This window comes from Petralouisia muris, from assembly GCF_004793545.1.
In the GTDB taxonomy this organism is placed as follows: Bacteria; Bacillota; Clostridia; order Lachnospirales; family Lachnospiraceae; genus Petralouisia; species Petralouisia muris.
This window is the reverse complement of the sequence record NZ_SRYA01000078.1, coordinates 1-21,652: the sequence shown is the minus strand read 5'-3', so window position 1 is coordinate 21,652 and position 21,652 is coordinate 1. Positions and strand designations below refer to the sequence as shown.

General features: G+C 45.6%; 18 protein-coding genes. 1 reads left to right on the top strand and 17 read right to left on the bottom strand.

Annotated features, from left to right (window positions below; translation table 11 throughout):
- Positions 1-215 precede the first annotated feature (215 nt).
- The 14 genes from E5329_RS23705 to E5329_RS23640 all read right to left on the bottom strand — a co-directional run bounded on the left by E5329_RS23705 (position 216) and on the right by E5329_RS23640 (position 16,422).
- The gene (locus E5329_RS23705) at positions 216-1,475 is read right to left on the bottom strand and encodes a zinc-binding dehydrogenase (protein ID WP_135991765.1); all 1,260 of its coding nucleotides are present in this window, start codon (positions 1,473-1,475) and stop codon (positions 216-218) included.
- A 27-nt stretch (positions 1,476-1,502) separates the two neighbouring features.
- The gene (locus E5329_RS23700; RefSeq protein WP_135991764.1) at positions 1,503-3,428 is read right to left on the bottom strand and encodes a PTS mannitol transporter subunit IICBA; all 1,926 of its coding nucleotides are present in this window, start codon (positions 3,426-3,428) and stop codon (positions 1,503-1,505) included.
- A 107-nt stretch (positions 3,429-3,535) separates the two neighbouring features.
- Positions 3,536-4,297, bottom strand: a complete 762-nt coding sequence (locus E5329_RS23695) for a DeoR/GlpR family DNA-binding transcription regulator (protein ID WP_135991763.1) — start codon at positions 4,295-4,297, stop codon at positions 3,536-3,538.
- 519 nt (positions 4,298-4,816) lie between these two features.
- Positions 4,817-5,575, bottom strand: coding sequence for a DeoR/GlpR family DNA-binding transcription regulator (locus E5329_RS23690; RefSeq protein WP_275443668.1), 759 nt, complete (start codon positions 5,573-5,575; stop codon positions 4,817-4,819).
- A 65-nt stretch (positions 5,576-5,640) separates the two neighbouring features.
- Complete coding sequence (gene rbsK, locus E5329_RS23685; RefSeq protein WP_135991762.1) at positions 5,641-6,555, bottom strand: ribokinase; 915 nt, start codon at positions 6,553-6,555, stop codon at positions 5,641-5,643.
- A gap of 66 nt (positions 6,556-6,621) precedes the next feature.
- Positions 6,622-7,593 (bottom strand): ABC transporter permease, encoded by a 972-nt coding sequence (locus E5329_RS23680; RefSeq protein WP_275443667.1) that lies wholly within the window; start codon positions 7,591-7,593, stop codon positions 6,622-6,624.
- Complete coding sequence (locus E5329_RS23675) at positions 7,593-9,095, bottom strand: sugar ABC transporter ATP-binding protein (protein ID WP_135991761.1); 1,503 nt, start codon at positions 9,093-9,095, stop codon at positions 7,593-7,595. The genes E5329_RS23680 and E5329_RS23675 overlap by 1 nt, the downstream gene beginning before the upstream one ends.
- A gap of 60 nt (positions 9,096-9,155) precedes the next feature.
- Positions 9,156-10,331 carry a sugar ABC transporter substrate-binding protein gene (locus E5329_RS23670; protein WP_135991760.1) on the bottom strand — a complete coding sequence of 392 codons (1,176 nt, stop codon included), beginning with the start codon at positions 10,329-10,331 and terminating at the stop codon, positions 9,156-9,158.
- A gap of 168 nt (positions 10,332-10,499) precedes the next feature.
- Positions 10,500-11,420 (bottom strand): sugar phosphate isomerase/epimerase family protein, encoded by a 921-nt coding sequence (locus E5329_RS23665; protein ID WP_135991759.1) that lies wholly within the window; start codon positions 11,418-11,420, stop codon positions 10,500-10,502.
- 338 nt (positions 11,421-11,758) lie between these two features.
- Positions 11,759-12,067 (bottom strand): hypothetical protein, encoded by a 309-nt coding sequence (locus tag E5329_RS23660; protein ID WP_135991758.1) that lies wholly within the window; start codon positions 12,065-12,067, stop codon positions 11,759-11,761.
- 347 nt (positions 12,068-12,414) lie between these two features.
- Positions 12,415-13,314: a carbon-nitrogen hydrolase family protein gene (locus E5329_RS23655; protein ID WP_275443666.1), complete on the bottom strand. Its 900-nt coding sequence runs from the start codon at positions 13,312-13,314 to the stop codon at positions 12,415-12,417.
- A gap of 32 nt (positions 13,315-13,346) precedes the next feature.
- Positions 13,347-14,252 carry an allose kinase gene (gene alsK, locus E5329_RS23650; RefSeq protein WP_168356745.1) on the bottom strand — a complete coding sequence of 302 codons (906 nt, stop codon included), beginning with the start codon at positions 14,250-14,252 and terminating at the stop codon, positions 13,347-13,349.
- A gap of 64 nt (positions 14,253-14,316) precedes the next feature.
- Positions 14,317-15,315, bottom strand: coding sequence for a Gfo/Idh/MocA family protein (locus tag E5329_RS23645; RefSeq protein ID WP_135991755.1), 999 nt, complete (start codon positions 15,313-15,315; stop codon positions 14,317-14,319).
- An 87-nt stretch (positions 15,316-15,402) separates the two neighbouring features.
- On the bottom strand, positions 15,403-16,422 hold the full coding sequence (locus E5329_RS23640; RefSeq protein ID WP_135991754.1) for a Gfo/Idh/MocA family oxidoreductase: 1,020 nt from the start codon (positions 16,420-16,422) through the stop codon (positions 15,403-15,405).
- Between the two features lie 349 nt (positions 16,423-16,771).
- Between E5329_RS23640 and E5329_RS23635 the strand changes: the two genes are divergently transcribed.
- The gene (locus E5329_RS23635) at positions 16,772-17,761 is read left to right on the top strand and encodes a LacI family DNA-binding transcriptional regulator (protein WP_135991753.1); all 990 of its coding nucleotides are present in this window, start codon (positions 16,772-16,774) and stop codon (positions 17,759-17,761) included.
- 257 nt (positions 17,762-18,018) lie between these two features.
- Here the strand turns inward: E5329_RS23635 and tpiA are convergent, their stop codons facing one another.
- The 3 genes from tpiA to gap all read right to left on the bottom strand — a co-directional run bounded on the left by tpiA (position 18,019) and on the right by gap (position 21,301).
- On the bottom strand, positions 18,019-18,771 hold the full coding sequence (tpiA, locus tag E5329_RS23630; RefSeq protein WP_135991752.1) for a triose-phosphate isomerase: 753 nt from the start codon (positions 18,769-18,771) through the stop codon (positions 18,019-18,021).
- Between the two features lie 93 nt (positions 18,772-18,864).
- A complete protein-coding gene (locus E5329_RS23625; protein WP_135991751.1) occupies positions 18,865-20,073 on the bottom strand; it encodes a phosphoglycerate kinase in 1,209 nt (402 codons plus the stop codon).
- Between the two features lie 211 nt (positions 20,074-20,284).
- On the bottom strand, positions 20,285-21,301 hold the full coding sequence (gene gap / locus E5329_RS23620) for a type I glyceraldehyde-3-phosphate dehydrogenase (protein WP_135991750.1): 1,017 nt from the start codon (positions 21,299-21,301) through the stop codon (positions 20,285-20,287).
- Positions 21,302-21,652: the final 351 nt, after the last annotated feature.

Sequence of the window (21,652 nt, the reverse complement as noted above, 5' to 3'; positions counted from 1 at the left end):
ATACATTGAAAAATACGGCTATTAAAAATGTCGATTTTTAATAGCCGTAGTAATATCTTGGAGGAAAACGTCTTTTACAGTGCAATTTGAATGAAACATTACAAAACGACGCGTTGTTTTAGCAGATAGGAATTCGGAAAAGACAGCCTATGCCCCGCACAGACTGTCTTTTCTTACATCTATTATTTCATCTCTTTGATTTTGTATTTCCCGTTTTAAGCCTTCACTCCAAAATGCTCAAACAGCAGATCCTCCGCTTCCTTAGACCACAGTCCTTTATGCTTTTTGCAGCACTCGTCCAGTTCTTTGTAGAAGGGATCTTTCTCCCCTAATTTGCCGAAATCTTCAATGGCTGTCATGGGCATGTCAAACTGGGTATAGGTCAGTTTCTTGCCGCCTGGGATATTGGGCAGGTTCTTGGTGGTTTCCACGATAGAATCCATACCGCCTACATGAGTTACCATAACTGCTGAGTTAATCAGTCCCTTGGCAGATTTCTCAATGGCTTCTTTCATGTCATCGGTATTTCCTCCGGTGGAGCCCATGATTTTTGTCCTTGCATAATGGCAGTCATACAGATTCATGTTTGCAGAAAACTGTGTATCCGTAGGCCCTGCAAAGAAGTTCATGCAGCCGTCTTCTGCCAGAAGCTTATTCCCCATCTCTGCAATGCTTTTTACCGGAGCGTATACAAATACATCACTGTATCCTTTCCCGCCGGTAATGGCTTTCAGTTCTGCCACCGGATCTTCCATATTGGCTGTGTTGACATAATGAAGCTCCACGCCTTTTTCCGCTGCCTCAGATTCCGGAATCACTTCCTTTGCCCGGGCAATTTTAGCCTCATTGATATCCGTTACCACAATGCGTTTTGGCTTATTTTCAAAGGTGAGGCCATAGCTGACCGCTCCAAGCCCCATGGGGCCGCATCCGCCGAGAATCAGGATATCTCCCCCTTCTAAAGTTCCCATTTTGTGTTCATAGGAAAGGTGCTCGCAGTGGTAATTGCTGTGGTATCCGCCGATGCAGCAGCTCATAGGCTCACCTAAGGAAGCTTCAAAATAGCTGTCCCCTTCATATTCCCAGATGCAGCCTTTCTCAATCACATCATTTGGGAAAATACAGTAGGTGGCTGCTCCGCCGAAATATTCATAGGAATATCCCGGAGATTCCATCTGGCCCGGAATGGCCGGCTGCTGCGCAAATTTTTTGCCCTCATGGAACTGGTCTTTCCACTTGGAACCAACTTTTACAATGTCTCCGGTAAATTCATGGCCGATAATGACAGGATGCTCCGCCACATTTTCCGGCACGCGTTTGTGGTTCTTTCCTGCCTGCACCATTTTCCAGGTGGACATGCAAATACTGTCGCTGACTACTTTTACCAGAATTTCATCCTCTTTGATTTCAGGAAGTTCAAATTCCTCTAACCTGATATCGTTTACTCCATATAATCTGACGCCTCTTACTTTCATAATGCTGCCTCCTTCTTTTATTCTTTCTTATTTCAATTTTTCTAATACCCAGTCAATATTATTGGTTTTCTTGAATTCTTCTAATACGTCCTCATCTTCTAACATTCCGCAAATTTTTTCCAGCAGTTCCAGATGCTCGTCGCCAACTCCTGCAATGCCGAATACAAGCTGCGCTTTTTCCTCTCCAAAGGAAACGCCCTGAGGATACTGCATCACTACAATACCTGTTTTCTTCACGGTCCCCTTGGCCTGGGAGGTGCCGTGAGGAATTGCCACGCCAAGCCCCATATAAGTGGTGACCAGTCTTTCCCTTTCCTGCATAGCGTCAATGTAGGACGCATCCACATAACCTAATTTTGTCAAAAGCTCTCCGGCTGCCTGAATCGCTTCCTCCTTGGAAACCGGCTGTAAATTCAGCTGAATGCCCTCTCTTACCAAAATCTCTTTTCCTTTCTCTGCAGAGGACTTCGCTTCTGTGTTTGCAGCGGACTGAGACGGGCCGCTTCCTGTACCGTCTGCTGACGGCCTTGTTCCCTTACCTGCCAAAGGCTGAGCGGAACCGCCTTCCTGTCCGCCCACTGCGGTCAATTGTGCATACAAAGCATCCAGCGCCGGGTCTGCCAGGAAATTATTAATAGTTACCATCTGTGCATGGGGCACGCATTTTCTTGCCCGGTCTACCAGTGTGACCTGAACAACTGCAATATCGCAGTCCTGGGGAATGGTGTCCACCGATGTATTGATTACTGTCAAATCCGGTCTCTGAGCTTTCACTCTGTTTCGGAACTTGGTGGCGCCCATCGCAGAAGAGCCCATACCTGCATCACAGGCAAACACTACCTTTTTCACGTCTTTTGCCGATGCAATGGCAACAGGCGCTGCTGTTCCTTTTGCTTCCGCTTTCCTGCTGGCCATTTCTTCCTGAGCTTCCTCCAGGCTCTTGCCCTTGGACATGCGGACAACCGCAGAAGAAACCACAAAGGAAATTGCAGTAGCAATTACTACGCCTACGATAATCTGGAACATTTTATCTCCTGGGGCCATCATCAGATATGCAATGATGGAACCTGGGGAAGCCGGCCCTACCAGTCCGCAGCCTGTCAGGTTAAACCAGAAGATTGCAGCCATATTTCCAAGAATCGGCCCTACAATTACCAGCGGATTCATCAGAATATACGGGAAATAGATTTCATGGATGCCGCCTAACAGGTGAATAATCACTGCGCCCGGCGCGGACTGCTTGGTTTCCTGATCCTTACAGAAGAACATATAGGCCAAAAGTACGCCAAGGCCTGGGCCTGGATTTGCTTCCAGCATATACATAATGGAGCTTCCGGTTTCTGCCGCCTGGGCTGTTGCAATCGGCGTGAAAATACCGTGGTTCAGGGCATTGTTCAAAAACAGCACCTTCGCTGGCTCAATAAAGATTGCTATCAGTGGAAGCACACTGCGTTCCACCAGGAAATTTACCCCTCCGGATAAAATTCCCAAAATCAGGTTCATAAAAGGCCCTACCGCCAAAAAACCAAACATTGCCAGAAGCATGCCGATGATACCGACAGAAAAATTGTTAATCAGCATCTCAAAGCCTGCCGGCATGCGCCCGTCCATGGCTTCATCAAATTTTTTGATGCAGAAGCCTGCCAGAGGGCCCATTATCATGGCCGCCATCAGCATTGTGGTGTCCGGGTCGCTCATAATTGCGCCTACCACTGCAATGGAAGCCACCACGCTTCCCCGGTCGCCGCCAATCAGCTTTCCTCCGGTTGACGCAATCAAAATTGGAATCAAATAAACTAAAATTGCTGAAAAAATCGTTGCAAACCCTTCATGGGGAAGCCATCCTCTGCTGTTGAAAAAAGCAGCAAGGAAACCGAATGCAATCAATGCACCGATGTTTGGCATAATCATTGCTGAGAGAAATTTACCAAAACGCTGAACGCCGTTTTTCATTTTTTACTCCTTTCCCTTGGTTCGCTCCTGATAAAACAATTCTGAAAACAGTCTGCAGATGATCCTTTCCTCACTTTTCAGGAAAATCTCATTGCTGACGCGGTCTGTCAGATAATCCGGACGTTATGCCTTCTGCACTCCTCCTGGAATTCCAGCGGCAGCCTGCCGTCTGAAATAATCACATCCACGCCCTCTAACCCGCAGACAGTATATGTACTTTTCACTCCCACTTTGGAAGAATCCATCAGAAAAATCCTCTGTTCCGCCCGATGGATCACTGTCCGTTTCAAAACAGTCTCTTCATCTACCCCGCAGCTGAATCCTATCTGACTGCAGTAACTGGTAACTCCGAGAAACGCCTGGTCAAAATTGATTTTCGACACATCCTGGACCGTGTGGACTCCGCATACACTCATGCTGTACCGGTTGATGTTCCCTCCCAGGACATGCACCGCTGGCTGCTTTAATTTACAAAGCTCCACTGCGCAAGTCAGGGAATTGGTATAAATCAGGTTGGACTGATCCGGCATACAAGACGCCAGCATTGTGGTGGTGCTGCCGGAATCCAGAAAAATCGTAGTGTCCTTCTGGATAAACGCCAGGGCCTTCTGGGTAATCAACTGCTTTGCTTCTGTATTCTGTACGGATCTCTGGCTGAACATCCCATCCGTTCCGATTACTACATCTACGGATTTGGCTCCTCCGTGCACCCGGACAATTCTTTTTGCTTCATCAAGAGCTTTCAAATCTGTGCGCAGTGTCATTTCTGATATATGGGGAACCTTATCCTTCAGCTGTGCAAAGCTGATGGTTCCGCTCTGATTGACTAAATCTACAATGATATTCCTGCGCCGTTCCATTGAATCCATGTTTCTACCTCCTTGGAATCCACAGCCGGCGCGCGGCTGCGTTTCCATCTGTTCATCTTATCATTTATCTGCTCCTTTCCATTCTATCATATTTTTTTACTTCTGCAACCTTCTGCTTTCATTCTAAAAGTCTTTTGGTTTGAAAATTGTTGTTACGAAAGTTTGTATTGTTATAATAACAGCTTTTCGCCGCTTTGTCAATTGTTATTTCAAAAGTTTTTAATATGATTTTTATTTTGTTTTAAAAGTATATGCATGGTTTTTACTTTTATAAATAATTTTTAGGATTCATCTGCGCAGACCAGCGCGATAAGAATGTTTTTTGTAACAACGATTTTGATTTTTATTTCAATAGTGAGTTGTCGGAAAAAGGCATCTGGATTCCACCATATCTTTTTCCTCCTCTGCAAGACCCACCAAACTATGAATCTTTGTATGAATTAAATTGTCACATTTCTTTTGACATTTTCATTCTATCAAAAGAAATGTGACAACTGTATGTCATGATTCAAAAATTTTCTATTTTGCAACGATATAATTTCCGCTGGCAAGCAGCATATCCGTCTCTTTATCAGAAATAATCGTAACCTCTCCCAGCTCAAACACTTTACTTAAGGTATTTCTCCCACTTTTGCTGCTGTCAAGCAGCACATAGGCTTCTGTAGCGTTCCGACAGACAATCTGTTTTTTCTCCGCTTCCCGCAAATCCGGGGTGCTGATGCCTGCCTTATCAGAAAAACCATTGGCTCCAAGAAACGCTTTGTCAAAATACATTCTCTGCAAATCACTGTTGGTCTTGGTGCCCAGAATGGAAGCGCTGGAAACATTAATTTCCCCGCCTGCCAGGAAGCATTTCAGCTTCGTCTCCTGCAATTCCGGAAAAATCATCGCATTGGTGGTGACAATTGTTATATCCTTATGTTTCAGATATTTCACCATGCGCAGCACGGTGCTTCCAGAATCCAGATAAACAGACTCTCCGTCCTTTACCAGGCCGGCCGCATATCTTGCAATATTCTCCTTCTCATTGACATTCTTAATGGATTTGGAATTCATAGGAACTTCATAAGAACCTTTTTTCAGACGGGCACCGCCGCCCCGAAGAAGGATAATCTGCCCTTCCGCTTCCAGTGTTTTCAAATCCCTCCGTACTGTAGATTCCGAAACATCCTGCAGTTTTTTGCAGAAATCATCCAGTGAAACTACCTCGCTTTTTTCCAGAAGCTGAAGCATCTGCGTCCTTCTCTGATAAGGTATCATAAGTTCCATCCCTTCCATTATTTATTCCTGTAAGGAACGATACCCAAAGGGCATGGAACTCTATGGGCCCAGGCGGCAGACTGTTACTCTGCCGCCAGTTTTCCGACTTCCTCAAGAAAAGGCATGGAATCCTGCGCGCCCAGGCGGCAGACCGTTACAGCACTGCAGCAGGCGGCAAATTTACAGGCGTCCGTTAAGCTCTGGCCATTCCTCAGGGCATATCCCACGCCGCCAATAAAGCTGTCCCCTGCCCCTGTAGTCTCTATAGCCTCCACTTTATTGGCAGGAATAAATGTGACATCGCCTTGCTCCGAAACAACAGCCCCCGCTTTCCCCAGGGTTATGATGATATCCGTCCCATACTTTTCAGCCAGCAAAGCCGCACCCTTCCTTGCATCTTCCTCGTTCTTTACATCTGTGTTCAGGTAGAACCCTGCTTCTACCTCATTCAGAACTATTATATCACACATCTGCAAATAGTCCAGAGGTATTTCTTCCGCCGGAGCTGCATTCAGAAGAACTCTGCAGCCGCATTCCTTTGCCTTTTTTATCGCGTACCCATTGATTTCCTGAGGTATCTCCATCTGGAGAACCACAAGAAAAGTCTCCTTTAAAATCTCCTCCGCCCGGTCAATATCCTCTTTTGTCACCGCAAAGTTGGCGCCCCGAACGATACAGGCAAACACGCTCCCATCTTCCATGGCGTTAATGACTCCCATACCGGTAGGCTCCCCGCACCTGCGGACATGGGCGGTATCCACGCCGTATTTGCAGGCCGCTTCCAGCAGGACATCCCCATGGGCGTCTGTCCCCACGCATCCCACCATATGAACAGGAACTCCCAGCTTTGCCGCCTGCACTGCCTGATTGGCCCCTTTTCCGCCCGGACTGAAGGCAGCGTCATCTGCCGGAAGAGTTTCCCCGCATTCCGGCAGACGGGGAATTTTTAACACAATATCATAATTCAGGCTTCCAACCACTGTAATTTTATCTCGCATGACATACTCCTTTCGCCCCGGCCCAGAGAAAGCCGCTGTCCGCCGTTTCTTTCGCCGGGATAATTTTTATGCTTTTTTGTGACGGGCAGTGAAGGCCGCAATGTCTCCTTTCATGAACTCGAAGTAAGAAGCAACAATAATGATAAGACCTGTTACCACATACTGCCAGAAAGAATCCACATTGATAACTACCATTCCCACCTTCAGCACTGCAAGCAGAAGGGCTCCAAAGAAAGTTCCAAGTGCTGTTCCCCGGCCGCCTGCCATAGACGTGCCTCCGATTGCCGCTGCCGCAATGGCGTTAGTCTCATAACCGATGCCTGCGGTAGCTTCCGCGGAACCAAGGCTTGCCAGCATTACCAGACCTGCCACTGCCGTACAGGCTCCACTTACAATATAGGCAATATATTTGGTTTTTATAACGTTTACGCCGGAAAGTTTTGCGGCTTCTTCATTTCCGCCTACCGCATACAGATAATCTCCGGTTCTCGTTTTGGACAGAATCACATGGGCAATGACAAAGACAACAATCATTACAATAACGTAATAACGGATTCCCCCAGGAAGCTGACCGTTAAAAATATTGCGAAAGCTGTCCGGCACATTTGTGACAGGCGCACCGCCTGTTACCACATAAGCAATGCCTCGGTACAAACTCATGGTGCCCAGGGTAGCGATAAAGGGCTGCAGCTTTAAATTCGTTACCAAAAATCCGTTAAACACGCCAAGAACAACGCCTACAAAAAGCCCCACAAGAATAGCAAGGAACGGATTCATCCCTTTGACACAGCAATTAGCTACCGCAATGCCCACAATGGCAAACGTACATCCAATGGAAAGGTCAATGCCCCCAGTTAAAATGGCAAACATAATTCCCACTGCCAGCAAGCCGTTTAACACCATCTGCTGGAAAATCGTCAGCATGGTTCTCCACATCAGAAAATTCGGATTCAGCGCCGTAAACACAACGCCCAAAATAACCGTTGCAAGAAATACGAGAATTTCCCGTTTATATTTTGTATAAATCGCCTTCATCATTAATTCCCTCCAATCGCATAATTCAAAATTGCATCTGAATCAAACCCTTCCCGGTCTGTAAGTTCTTTTGTAATCCGGCCTTCGCTCATGACAATCAGCCGGTCGCTCAACCCCATAGCCTCCGGAAGCTCGCTGGATACCACAATCAGGCTCTTGCCCTCTTCCACCAGTTCCTCCATCAGCCGGTAAATCTCTGCTTTCGCCGCCACATCCACGCCTTTGGTGGGCTCGTCAAAAATAATAACGTCAATGTCCGTTGACATCCATTTAGCAAGAATTACTTTCTGTTGGTTTCCACCGGACATATTGACCGTCAGATAGTCCGGCTTATTGGGATGGATGTCAAGCTCCTGAAAGAAATGCTCTGCATTCTTTAATTTTTTCCCATCGCTGGTAAAAACCCCTGACATGTATTTTTCCAGGCTGGAAATAGCTATGTTATTATAATTGGAGTCCAATTTATTAAACCCATGGGTTTTCCGATCCTCCGGAAGCATGCCGATTCCATATTTCAGCGCTTTCGTGGAATTCCAGCTTCCTCTGATTTCTTTTCCTTTTAAATATATGTTTCCGCTGATTTTCCGGTCTGCGCCGGCAAGCACCCGCATCACCTCTGTCCTTCCCGCGCCCACCAGTCCGTAAAAGCCCAGAATTTCCCCCTTATGCAGCTCAAAGCTTACATCCTTATACTTTCCCTCATTATCAGAAAGATGTTCCACCTTCAGCACTACCTCGTCTTTTGCCCGACAGGGTTTCAGTCTGGAAGCCACTGCCGAAACGCTTCTTCCCACCATCGCGTGGATCAGCTCGTCCTCCGTAGTATTCTTAATCTCCAAGGTCTGAATATATTCCCCGTCCCTCATGATGGACGCCCGGTCGCAAATCTGGAAAATCTCTTCCAGATGATGACTGACATACAAAATAGTGATTCCGTCCGCTTTTAATTTCCGGATGACTGCAAACAGCGCCTCTGTCTCTTTCGAGGTCAGGGATGCAGTAGGCTCGTCCAGGGAAATAATATTGGAGTGGTGGTAAATGGCTTTTGCAATGGCAAGCATCTGCTTTTCCCCTGCCGTCAGCGTCCTGACAATGTCTCTGGAGCGAAACCGGCAGTTCAGCTCCTCTAAAATCTCGTCCACATCTCTGTGCATTTTGCCGAAATCGATAAACAAGCCCTTTTTAGGCTGATATCCCAGGGTTACATTCTGCCCCACCGTCAACTCCTCCACCACCATGGTTTCCTGATGGACCTTTGATATATTGCCATTTAATATGGCGTCGTTGGGATTTTTAAAAGCAACTTTTTTTCCATGGAGAATCACGTCTCCTTCATATTCGGAATATACCCCGTGAAGTATATTTAATATGGTCGATTTTCCTGCCCCGTTTTCCCCCAAAAGCGCATGCACTTCTCCTTCTTCCACAGAGAAGGAAATGTCTTTTAAAACATGTACGCCAGGAAAATACTTGTTGATTTTTACAAATTCTACTGCTTTTCCCATTCCGTTCCTTCCTCCTTGCAAAAGTGCGGAAGGGTTTCCCCTTCCAGCACTTGTAATGATTTATTTCTGATAAGCGGGTGCAGTCCAGTTGATGATTTCCGCTGCGTCCGTATCTACATTTTCAGAATCAATCAAAGCCTGGGGCGTTGCCACCGCACTGGGAAGCTCCTGGCCTGCAAGGGAACGGAGGGTACATTCCACCGCCACCTGCGCCATATAGAAGGGGAAGGAATCTACCGTAGCGTCCAGTTTGCCGGCGCGGATGGAATCATACGCTTCCCCAATGCCGTCAACGCCTACTACCAGAATGTCAGCTCCCGACTCTTCCACTGCTTCTACCACGCCAAGGGCCATATCGTCATTGTTGCAGAAAATTGCTTTCAGATCCGGATACTGGGTAATCCATGTATTTGCCAGCTCTTTTGCTTTCTGGCGATCCCAGTCTGCATTCTGCTCTGCCACCACTTCCAGCTTGGAATTGTTATCCGTAATCCACTCTTTAAAACCAGCGGTACGCTCTCTTGCCGCAAAAGCTTTTGCCATACCTACCACAATCGCTACCTGGCCTTCGTCTCCCAATTTATTGGAAATCCATTCTGCCGCCAGCTGACCATTCATATAAGCGTTGGGGCCTACATAATGGTTGGCTTCTGCAATCAGGCCGTCATTGACATTTACCGTAAGAACGTCTGCATCATTTGCACTTTCCACTGCGGAAGTCAGGTTAGAATCAGAAATAGGGCTCATCAAAAGAGCGTTTACGCCCTGAGTGGTCAAAGCTTCCGTCATGGTCTGCTGTCCCGTCTCATCACTTTCATCTGTGGTTGCCTGAATATCAATTTTCAGGCCGGTATCCTCCGCTGCCGCTTCATATCCTTCCTGAAGCGTACGCCAGAATTCATTGGAAAGGGACTTCATCACCACGCCCAGCTTCTTATCTGCATCCACCGGAACCTCTGCGCCGTTCTTTTCCCTTACTTCTTCAATGGTCATGGCGTCTGCCGCCTTGTCCGGGTTAAATCCTTCGCTGTCATCTGATGCAGCGTCATTTCCTTCTGCGCCGTCAGCTCCTTCACCGGATGGTTCTTCTGCACTGTCAGACGCATCGTTAGACGACTCCTGGGTCTGATTTGATGAACCGTCATTGGCGGAATTTCCACCGTCGTTGGTACCGCAGGCCGTAAGGCTCACTGCCATTGCCGCTGTTAACAGAACTGCTAAAACTTTCTTTTTCATTGCTGAATCCTCCTTGTATTGTATGTTTTGCTCCTGGGTCCGCCGCCTTCTTTCTGACGCGCCGCCTTTCTTGCCGCCCGTCTTCCCCTTTGGCCTTCCCTTTATCTTATCATGTCCAAAACCAGATTCTGCAGTCTGATTCCGTCATGCTTCGATACCGCTTTTGCGTTATTTCATCATATCCAGAATCAGGTTCTGTGCGCTGATTCCGTCATGCTTTGATACTACTTTGCTGATTTTTTCCACGCCGATGCTGTCTACCTTTTCTTTTATCAACTCAAAGGCGGCTATATTGGCACGGCATTCCGCCTTAGATTCCTCCCGAATGGGAAAGGTATCAAAGAACACTACGCCGTCATACCCATACCGCTCCAGATAATAGATAAATTCCGCCGACTGGGTAAAATTCACAGAGCCGAAAATCAATCCGCTGTCTTTCCAGCCGTACCCGTCATTCATATGTAAACCAAACAGCTTTCCTTTTGCCGCCGCCAGCGCCAGCCCATAAGCCGGACTGTCATGCTTCATCAGCATATGGCAGAAATCCAGCGTGCACCCCACATTTTCCCGGTCAACCTCATGAATCAAATAAAGGGTCATGCCTGCGCTGTCAATCATGGCAAATTCCCGTTCCTCAAAGGGCTTATACTCAATGCTGATTTTGATATCCGGGGCATAGTCCGCAATTTCTCTCACCGCTTCCACCACCTGCTTCCAGCATTTCTCATAATCCATCTGAAAGGGATAATCAAATCCGTCGTTTTCCAGCCACAAAGTAATCACACTGCCCCCAAGCTCCCGGCAGACATCTGCCGCATCCTTCGCAATCTTGATTGCCTTCTGCCGCAGGGATTCATCGGGATTGGTCAGATCCCCGTCCAAAAACTCATTCCGCCACCTGAGAGCCAGGCCGTTTACCTTCAGCGGATGCATGGCCTTCTTCAGTTCTGCAAGATCATATCCTTCGATATGCTCCGGATAATTAAACTCCAGATGGGTGATTCCTTCCATATTCTTATAAGCTTCAATGGCGTCATACACATTCTGGCCTTTGAATATGAAAGAATTAAATCTTCCTGCATAATTCATTTTCTTTCCTCCCGTATTCCAGTTTTCTGTCAAATATTTTTAAATATTTTCAACTTGTTGTGTCTATGATAATATTATTTTCATATTTTGTCAATATGTTTCATATTTTTCAGCATATTATAAAATTTTAACGGATGATTTTTATGTATTATGCACAATAGTAATTTCATAAATTTTCCAATTATTTCATTTTATTTCACAAAATTGCCTGATACAGCACCGAACACAGACAAAACAGTTAACCTTCAAAGCAACGGTTTTCTGTAATGCAAAAAAAATACTTCTGAAGGCATTCTCTGTGAATGCTATCAGAAGTATTCAATATTTTTCAAATTATTTCAATATATACAAGGAGCGCGCACTAGGAAATGCCCACCAGCAAAATTCTCCCGCCATACCCGCTTAATGCAGACGGATATCTTTTTTCTTTTTTCTGAGCAATCGCTGCGCCGGATGGTATCATCCCGTTTCACCTCACAAATTGCCCTGGCAAATTCCAACTGGATTTCCTCATTTTCTGTACACAGCTTTTTTACTTCTGCTTCCGTAAAGCCTTCATATCGGGCAAATTCCATGGGACAAACCATGGAATATTCTTGAAAATCAGAAACGGCAGACTGTGAACCGTCTTTTTTTATCGGTAACATGCCTGTCAATTCTGCAGTGCGAATCAGAGTTGTAGAGAAAGATTCATCTGTTTTCAACCCACAATATGCATCTGAAAGTTCTTCGGTTACTTTTCGTTTGATAAAAGAAGTTAACAATTGTTTGATTAACCAAATTAATCAGCCCGCTTTTATCTACATAAATATCATTCCTGATCCCCTCCCCCCAAATCCCTGATTTCCAGGATTTAGATAAGTTCCCATAAATACTTTTCTCCTTTTTCTGCCCTTTCCAAAATACATTCACCTTTGTATTCAAATTATATACTGCCTGGCGGCACTTCTCAACCACTATTCCTTCCAGCAATCCTTTTATGCATTGGAACACTCTACTCCCGATAGTCTTTCCGGATGAATGGCTCACAGATGTTTACATCCATCAAAAGCCCGTATTTTTGCGGACGGCGGTAAGCATTGCCGTGAACTTCCTTTTTGCGGTAACTGCGAAGCTGTTTTAAATCAAGCTCCGCCAGATAAATTCCCTCTTTTCCTTCCGCCTGCAGAATGCAGGTATCCCGGGAGCCTTCCAACTCCGTAAGATATGCCACACCGTCAAAAACACTTGAATTGCCGTTGCAGTCTGGTACGTTTTCCGGATAATTACAGGTGGCAATGGCCGTCATATTTTCATAGGCCCTGGCACGAAGCTGCGAAATCCGGTTGATTTCCATAGGACAGGCATTGGGGACAAGAATAAGCTCCGCACCCTTCAGCATTAAAATTCTTGCGCTTTCTGGAAATTCCCTGTCATAGCAAATCATTGCGCCCACTTTGACCCCACCGCAGGCGGTATCCAGTTCTGTGACATAAAAATCTTCCCCGGGCGTTAAATTTCGTTCTGTGTCAAAATCACAGGTATGAACTTTCGCATAACTCAGCTTCCGTTCTCCAAACCTGTCAAAAAGAACAAATGAATTGCGGGGACTGTCCCCATATTTTTCAAGAAAGGTTATGCCAACCGCCATACGGAGCTGCTTTGCAAGGCCGCCGAAGGCCTGAATAAAATCACCGGCAGCGTCAATGGCTTCTGCTTTCCATTCCTCTGCGGGCCGGCCATAGATACGATATCCATTGCTCCACATTTCCGGAAACAAGGCAATATCAGCTCCCCGTTCTTTGGCCTGCCTGCAGGCTTTGATCCCTTTTTCGAGATTTTCACTCAGCGTTTTGCAGGGCGCAATCTGCAGCAGGGCAATTTTCAGGAAATTTCTGTTTTTTTCATTTTCCAAGTTCATAACCTCCTTAAGCTTTGAAAAGAATCTTATTTTATATGCTCTGCAGCATACAGCGCTGCTCCGATCACAGCTTTATCTTCTTCATCTTCTGCAAACACAAGCTGCAGATCCTGTTCCGGATACGGCTTGCGGACATGGACATGAATCTGTTGTTCCAGATAGTCCTTCGGAAAATCTTTCATGGCGGGAACTCCACCGCCGATGATGATGTAATCTGGATTTAAAATATTGATTTCCGCAGCCACGGCTGCTGCCATTCTGTCCACAAACTGAAGCAGCAGCTTATCTTTCGGATGTTTGGAAAATAATTCGCCAATGGGTGTATCCGGATATGTTTCACGGCAAAGCCATGCAAGATATTTGCCCCCTGCAAGATTCTCCATGCAGCCAGTATTTCCGCAGCCGCAGGGAATCTCGCTGCCGTCTGCCGGAATATGTCCAAGTTCTCCTGCCGTCCCATTCCTGCCTGCCAGAATACGGCCGTTTATCATAATTGCATTGCCGATTCCTGTGCCAAAATAGCAGCCTGCCAGTATTTCGCAGTCCGGAATACCATATTTTCGCCTGTCATAAAACAGAGCCATGGAGACGTCCTTCTCCAGATAAACAGGAATTGAAAAAATCCCGGAAAGCTCCCGCACCATGGGAATATTTTCCATGTTGGGAAGATTCGGAGCCTGCAAAAGCACCGTCCGCTCCCGATTTAAAGTGGCGGGCAGGCCGATTGCTATGGCTGCGGATTTCCCATCCAGATCGGAAAGGTAGCGTTTTAAATATTCTGCAAGAGCCTCCAGGGCATTTTCCTGACAGAATACGTCTTTTACCGGAATCTTCCGAAAAGAACGCGTATTCCATGACGAATCTACAGCGCCAATTCTGAAATTAGTGCCGCCGATATCAATGCCGATTATATATGAATTGTCCACACTCATATTCCTCCATCTCCTATGGCGTTTTATCTCAGGAAAATCAAATTTTCCATCTGCAAAAACTCCCTTACGCTGTTTCTTCATCCCCTGGAAACAGAATTCCCGCCTCCTTCCGGGCAGATTCCAAAACTTCTATCACTTCCATCATCACCTCTAAGTTCCTGTCATTTTGGGCATGATCATCCTCTAAAATCATCTTCGTCATATTCTGCACTTCGTAAAACCAACGGTTCGAATTTTCCTGGCAGTTGAAAACCTCTTCCTTTTCCTTGGTTACCACTTGAATCTCTGCAAGTCCGTTGCTGCCGTCTTTGATGTAAATATAGCCTTCTTCCCCTTCCACCTGCACGGAATTCACTCCCCAGGTATCCTTCGCCCCGGCGGACTGGCTGACAAATCCGTCATACTGCATCACAAGAACGCCTGAAGTATCCACAAGGCTTTTGTAACGATTGGGAAAATAAACAAATTCCCGAGGTTTTCCAAACAGGGCCACATTCAGATATACATTATAGAAATTAATATCCATCAGGCAGCCGCCGCCGAACTTCGGATTAAAAACATTGGGGATCTCTCCTTTTTTTAAAAGGTCATAGCGGCTGGAATACTGGCTGTAATTGCTGAGCACAAGCTTTATTTTGCCGATCTCTGACAGTTTCTGTTTTAATATTTCAAAATTTGGCAAAAACGCTGTAGGAACTGCATCCACCAAAAACAAACGCCGTTCTTTTGCCAGATCCACAAGTTCCCTTGCCTGTTTTGCCCTGGTACAGAAGGGCTTCTCACAGATGACATTTTTTCCGGCAAGAAGCGCAGCTTTGGTTTGCTCATAATGCAAAAGATTGGGAGACGCCACATAAACAAAGTTAATGTCTTCATCTGCAAGCATTTCCTCCAGATTGACGTACACTTTGGACGCCTCGTATTGTTCTGCTAATTCCTGGCCTTTTTCCAGAGTTCTGGAATAAACTGCCCCACAGATAATTCCCTCCGTCACCCGAACTGCATCTAATATGGAATGGACAATCATACCGCTTCCAATGGTTCCAAGCCTGATTTCTTTCATGATTCTGTTTCTCCTTTTCTCATCTGCCGCACTGATACAGCAGCTAACGTTTTCTCTTGGAGACGGAAATCGCCTCCGAATTCTTTTCTACTGCTTATGAGATTTCGCAGTCTCTGTTGCTTCTTCCAAAATCTCAAGCACCTTTATGACCTCTTCATCTTTGACACACTTCTCTTCCCCCTGTTCGATGGCGCCAATAAGACTGTCATAAATTTTCTCATACCGGGCACAGCCCACCGGAACCTTTTCCGTAACAGTTTCTCCAGCTTCGTTTTTATAGCAAAGGGTGCCCCACCGCTCTTGTGGAGCCGGTTCCCGACGGATCACATGGCGTCCCACTTCCTTTTTCTTCCCGGAATTATGAATCACCGGCGGAAGAGTAAAGCTGCCTTTCGTTCCATGCATGGTAAAACGGGGATAATCCAGCAATACGCACATGCTTGTATGAACAGAAGCTTTCGCATTGCCATAATAAAATTCCAAATCATAATAGTCGTCTCCAACTCCAGGATGATGGATGCTTCTCACGTCAAAATACGTCCCATCCGGCATTCCCAACAGGCTGATCACCTGATCGATGGTATGTACTCCCAGATTATACAAGGTCCCCAGATGATCGTACCAGCCATTCTCCTTAAAGTAATCGTAATGACTTTCCAGGCGCACAAGCCGTCCGATTTTCCCGCTCTCCAGCACTTCCTTCAGCGCAAGAAAATCTGCGTCAAACCGCCGGTTCTGATTGGGCATGCAAATCAGACCTTTTTCTTTTGCCAAATCAAACACTTCCCGGGCCTCCTGCGACGTCTTGGAAAAAGGCTTTTCAATCAGGGCATGTTTTCCAGCTTCCAATATCCGTTTCGCATAAGGCACATGAAATTCATCCGGCGCGCTCACCACCACCAGATTTACCTCGTCATCTTTTAAAATCTCTTCAAAATCCGTTGTAAAGGCAATTTCCGGATAAAAGGGTTCATATGCTTCGTTCTGCGAGATATCCTCCTTCCGGCGGAAAACATATTTTATCCTGATCCGTTCATCCTTTTCCACATAAGGGATATGATATTCCCGAACGCTGACGCCAAAACCCACATATGCTGCTGTAATCATTGTTTCATTCCTCCTGATTGCGTAATATTACTTTATTTCCCATAATCATCTTGTTTCACTTCCTATTATATCTGCTTTTTTTGGGATGTCAATGGATGTTTCCGTAATTTTTCATTTATTTTTAAGTAACGTTACTTATCATGCTTTACATTTTGATGATTATTCTGTATAATAGACTTCAAAGCCAAGATACAAAACGTATATCCTATGGCAGAAATTTTCAGATTCCAATTATAAAACTCCTGTCCTATGGAAGAAAATTTTCAGATTTATAAAACGCCGAAATGGTAAAAGAGACTTTTTATTTCTTATCATACACTTATGCGATACGCAAAAAGAAAGGAGCCTTATGAAACCACGCAAAGACATTTCTATGAAAGATATTGCCGCAAAAAGCGGATGTTCCACAGCCACTGTATCCCGTGTCCTGAACCGGCAGGGAGGATATTCCGAACAGACCCGGCAGCGGATCATGTCCATTGCAGAGGAATTGAATTATTCCACCGGCCATTCAGACGCTCCAAGAATCGGCATCCTTGTGCCTGACCTGACCAACGAATGGTTTGCAGAAACTGTGCGATGCTTAGAGCAGAAACTATACGAAAAGGGCATTCACTGCTTTATCAGCAGCACCAATGAAGATCCATCCCGGGAGCGGTTTTGTTTTGAGGGGCTGACCTTCTTAAAGGCATCTGCCGTAATTTCTTTCTTAGGTTCCCCGGAACTGGTTTCTCTGGCCGGTTCTGCGGCATTCCCAGTGCTGTTTATCGACCGGATTCCCCAGACTCCGGGTAAGTTCCTCTGCCTGGAATCCGACAATTATATCGGCGGCTACATGGCGACAGAGCTGCTGATTCAAAAAGGCTGTCAAAAAATCCTGTTTCTGGGCAGGAATCATCAGGCCTCCGTCATCCAGTCCCGCCGCAGAGGTTATCAGGACGCTTTAAAGGACTATGGATTTCCTGTCAATCCAGAACTTATCCTGGATATAGAACATCCGGATCGCCCATACGAACGGTCACGGGATTTGATTTGTTACGCCTTGAAAAAGAAAATAGATTTTGACGGGATTTTCGCTTCCAGTGATTTGCGGGCCAGCGGTGCGCTGCAGGCGTTAAAGCAGAATGGACTGGATGTGCCGGGACAGGTAAAAGTGATTGGATTTGACGACGCCTCCGTGTGCCGTCAGTGTTATCCTGCGCTTTCTTCCGTGCACCAGGATCCGGAGATTATGGCAAAACACGCCGTTGATTTGCTGTTTCGGCAGTTCCAGCAGGAGTCCCGTCTGTCGGAGCATGTTGTGCTGCCGGTTTCTGTGGTGGAGCGGGGGACAACTTAAGCTGGCCGTATTCACCGCCAGCTATTTAAAATAACTTAATTCAAATTTCAGAAAAATTTTCTTCAATATAACACTGATAGATCCTATTCTTTAGATTTATCCACTCCTTACGAATTGGATCTTCAAAATATTTTGAGACATATCCAGATTGCATAGATTTGTTTATTATTTTTCCAGAGCAAAAAACTCACTTCAGCTATGGTTCCCCATATCCTGAAGTGAGTTTTACATGTCTCCCTTATCGGTGATAACCCGTCTTATTTATTGTAGCAAACAATCTTGCCAAAATCTGCCTTCAAAGAAGCTCCGCCAACCAGTCCGCCGTCAATATCAGGTTTGGAGAACAATTCTGCTGCATTTCCAGCATTTACAGATCCACCGTACTGAATGCGGATTGCTTCTGCAGTTGCCTCGTCATATACTTCTTTGATGCAGGCGCGAATTGCTGCACATACTTCTTCTGCCTGATCGGAAGTAGCTGTCTCGCCAGTTCCAATTGCCCAGATTGGTTCATAAGCGATCACTGCGCCCTTCGCCTGATCTGCCGTTACATTCTGGAACGCAATCTTAATCTGCATACGAATCCAGTCAATGTAAATGCCCTGTTTTCTCTGTGTCAGAGATTCTCCGCAGCAGATAATCGGCGTAATGCCATGCTCAAACGCCTTCAAAACCTTCTTATTCACCGTTTCGTCTGTCTCCGCAAAGTATTCTCTTCTCTCTGAATGGCCGATTACTACATATTTTACTCCTGCGTCTGTCAGCATATTCGGAGCGATTTCTCCGGTATATGCGCCGCTTTCCTCAAAATACATATTCTCTGCGCCAATGTTGATGTTGGAGCCTTTTGCAGCTTCCATTGCAGGAATAATGTCGATGGCCGGCACACAGAATACCACATCCACATCCTCATTTGCCACCAACGGTTTCAGTTCATTTACCAGAGCAACTGCCTCACTTGGAGTTTTGTTCATTTTCCAGTTGCCTGCAATAATTTTCTTTCTTGCCATAATCTTATCCTCTTCTTAGATTTTATTTTAACAGAGTCCGCCTGTTTCCACAAATGCCATAAAAGCAGCCAGGCGCTTTTGTCTTCCACAGTTCTATTTATTGGTTGCCGCTGCCACGCCTGGAAGCTCTTTGCCTTCCAAAAATTCCAGGGAAGCTCCGCCGCCGGTGGAAATATGGCTCATCTTATCGCCGAATCCCAACTGGTTTACTGCTGCTGCGGAATCGCCGCCGCCGATAATGGTAGTTGCATCGGTTTCTGCCAGTGCTTTTGCCACTGCAATGGTTCCTTTTGCAAGGGTTGGGTTCTCAAATACGCCCATAGGCCCATTCCATACAACAGTTTTTGCAGATTTTACTGCTTCTGCAAACATCTCTGCTGTTTTCGGTCCGATATCGCATCCTTCCCGGTCTGCAGGCATATCTTTTGCATCATACATGATAACATCTACCGGAGCGTCAATGGGATTCGGGAACTCTGTAATGGTTGCAGAGTCTACTGGAAGAAGTAATTTCTTGCCAAGCTTCTCAGCCTTTGCAATCATTTCTTTACAGTAATCTACCTTCGTATCGTCTACCAAAGATTTCCCGATTTCATAGCCCTGAGCCTTTAAGAAGGTATAAGCCATGCCGCCGCCGATAATCAAAGTATCGCATTTCTCCAGAAGGTTAGAGATAACGTTCAGCTTATCTGCCACTTTCGCACCGCCTAAAATTGCAACAAAGGGCCTTACCGGATTCTCTACTGCATTTCCAAGGAAATCAATTTCTTTCTGCATCAAATATCCAACTGCTGCAGTGTCCACCAATTCAGATACGCCTACGTTAGAGCAATGAGCCCTGTGAGCGGTTCCGAATGCGTCATTTACAAAAATATCGCAGAGAGAAGCAAGATCCTTGGAGAAGGCTTCGCCATTTTTGGTTTCTTCTGCACGATAACGGGTATTTTCCAGTAAGATAACTTCTCCGTCTTTCATAGCCTCCACAGCTGCCTTAGCATTCGGGCCTACTACTTCCGGATCAGCGGCAAATTTCACTTCCTGTCCCAGCAATTCGGTAAGCCTTGCTGCCACCGGCGCCAGAGATAATTCTGGTTTGGGTTCTCCCTTGGGTTTGCCCAGGTGAGAGCAGAGAATTACTTTTCCGCCGTCTGCAATTAATTTCTTGATGGTAGGAAGCGCTGCCACCAGACGGTTCTCATCTGTGATTTTTCCTTCTTTCAAAGGCACGTTAAAATCGCATCTGCAAAGAACCCGTTTGCCCTTTACATTGATGTCATCTACTGAAACTTTATTTAAAGACATAATACATTTCCTCCTGCTTGATTATAAAATGGAATCTCGCTGACAACTTTCAGCGCTGTGTGCAGCAAAAAGAGCCCGGTCCTTAAAAGACCGGACCCTTCTTGAGTCTTGGGAATCGTTCCGAATACTTACTTTAGAACAATTCTGTATCTGCACTCTGGCAGCCTATCGCTTAAAAAAGCAGTCTGCCGTGCAGTATAGGTATCAATTCTTATGCTAATTCACTGAAATATTTGATTGTACGAACCATCTGGCTTGTGTAGCTGTTCTCATTGTCATACCAGGAAACAACCTGTACTTCAAATAAATCATCTGAAACCTTGGAAACCATGGTCTGTGTAGCGTCAAATAAAGAACCAAATCTCATTCCTACGATATCGCTGGATACGATTTCATCTTCATTGTATCCGAAAGATTCATTTGCTGCTGCTTTCATAGCTGCATTGATGCCGTCTACTGTTACGTCATTGCCCTTAACAACTGCGGTTAAGATTGTGGTAGAACCTGTCGGAGTCGGTACACGCTGTGCAGAACCGATTAACTTACCATTCAATTCCGGAATAACAAGGCCGATTGCCTTAGCAGCGCCTGTGCTGTTGGGAACAATATTCACTGCTGCTGCACGGGATCTTCTCAGATCGCCTTTTCTCTGAGGTCCGTCTAATGTCATCTGATCCCCTGTGTAAGCATGGATGGTGCACATAATACCGGACTGGATTGCAGCGTATTTGTTCAAAGCGTCAGCCATAGGAGCCAGGCAGTTGGTGGTGCAGGAAGCTGCAGAGATAATGGTATCTTCTGCCTTCAATGTCTCATGGTTAGTATTGAATACGATGGTAGGAAGATCATTTCCTGCCGGAGCAGAGATAACAACTTTACGTGCGCCTGCGTTGATATGAGCCTGTGCTTTGTCTTTGGAGGTGTAGAATCCAGAGCACTCCAGAACAACGTCTACCTTTAATTCTCCCCATGGGCAGTTATTTGCATCTGGGAAAGCATAAATCTTGATTTCTTTTCCATCTACAGTAATGGAATCTTCACCAGCAGTTACTTTGTCTGCCAATGCATATTTTCCCTGAGATGAATCATACTTCAACAAGTGTGCTAACATTTTAGGACTTGTTAAATCGTTGATTGCTACTACTTCGTACCCTTCTGCTCCAAACATCTGTCTGAATGCCAAACGGCCGATACGTCCGAAACCATTGATTGCTACTCTTACTGACATGTTAATTCCTCCTAATTTTGAATGAATTTGTTTTTTCTTTGGATATATTACCCAACTTGTCTATATTCTAACTAATATTAGTGAAAAATTCAAGGGGCTTTTTTAACTTTGTTAAATTTTTCATTATCTTGTGATATTTTGAGTGAAAATATATTTTTGCCGTCCCCGCCAATGGTTTTTAGCAGCACACGGGAGTTTGACAGTTGAATAAAGCCAAACATCCTTCAGGCCTTATAAAGCCTGTATTTTTTTGTCAAATTTTACCTATATATATTGCGTGATTTTACGTGATGTGCTAAAATATAAAGAGATTGGAGTTGTTTCTTATGCGTTTAAAGGTTTCCCGTTCAA

Coding starts and splice junctions, on each gene's coding strand:
- E5329_RS23705 (WP_135991765.1), bottom strand. CDS start 1,475: ATGAAAGTAAGAGGCGTCAGATTATATGGAGTAAACGATATCAGGTTA.
- E5329_RS23700 (WP_135991764.1), bottom strand. CDS start 3,428: ATGAAAAACGGCGTTCAGCGTTTTGGTAAATTTCTCTCAGCAATGATT.
- E5329_RS23695 (WP_135991763.1), bottom strand. CDS start 4,297: ATGGATTCAATGGAACGGCGCAGGAATATCATTGTAGATTTAGTCAAT.
- E5329_RS23690 (WP_275443668.1), bottom strand. CDS start 5,575: ATGGAAGGGATGGAACTTATGATACCTTATCAGAGAAGGACGCAGATG.
- rbsK (WP_135991762.1), bottom strand. CDS start 6,555: ATGCGAGATAAAATTACAGTGGTTGGAAGCCTGAATTATGATATTGTG.
- E5329_RS23680 (WP_275443667.1), bottom strand. CDS start 7,593: ATGATGAAGGCGATTTATACAAAATATAAACGGGAAATTCTCGTATTT.
- E5329_RS23675 (WP_135991761.1), bottom strand. CDS start 9,095: ATGGGAAAAGCAGTAGAATTTGTAAAAATCAACAAGTATTTTCCTGGC.
- E5329_RS23670 (WP_135991760.1), bottom strand. CDS start 10,331: ATGAAAAAGAAAGTTTTAGCAGTTCTGTTAACAGCGGCAATGGCAGTG.
- E5329_RS23665 (WP_135991759.1), bottom strand. CDS start 11,420: ATGAATTATGCAGGAAGATTTAATTCTTTCATATTCAAAGGCCAGAAT.
- E5329_RS23660 (WP_135991758.1), bottom strand. CDS start 12,067: ATGTTACCGATAAAAAAAGACGGTTCACAGTCTGCCGTTTCTGATTTT.
- alsK (WP_168356745.1), bottom strand. CDS start 14,252: ATGAGTGTGGACAATTCATATATAATCGGCATTGATATCGGCGGCACT.
- E5329_RS23645 (WP_135991755.1), bottom strand. CDS start 15,315: ATGAAAGAAATCAGGCTTGGAACCATTGGAAGCGGTATGATTGTCCAT.
- E5329_RS23640 (WP_135991754.1), bottom strand. CDS start 16,422: ATGATTACAGCAGCATATGTGGGTTTTGGCGTCAGCGTTCGGGAATAT.
- E5329_RS23635 (WP_135991753.1), top strand. CDS start 16,772: ATGAAACCACGCAAAGACATTTCTATGAAAGATATTGCCGCAAAAAGC.
- tpiA (WP_135991752.1), bottom strand. CDS start 18,771: ATGGCAAGAAAGAAAATTATTGCAGGCAACTGGAAAATGAACAAAACT.
- E5329_RS23625 (WP_135991751.1), bottom strand. CDS start 20,073: ATGTCTTTAAATAAAGTTTCAGTAGATGACATCAATGTAAAGGGCAAA.
- gap (WP_135991750.1), bottom strand. CDS start 21,301: ATGTCAGTAAGAGTAGCAATCAATGGTTTCGGACGTATCGGCCGTTTG.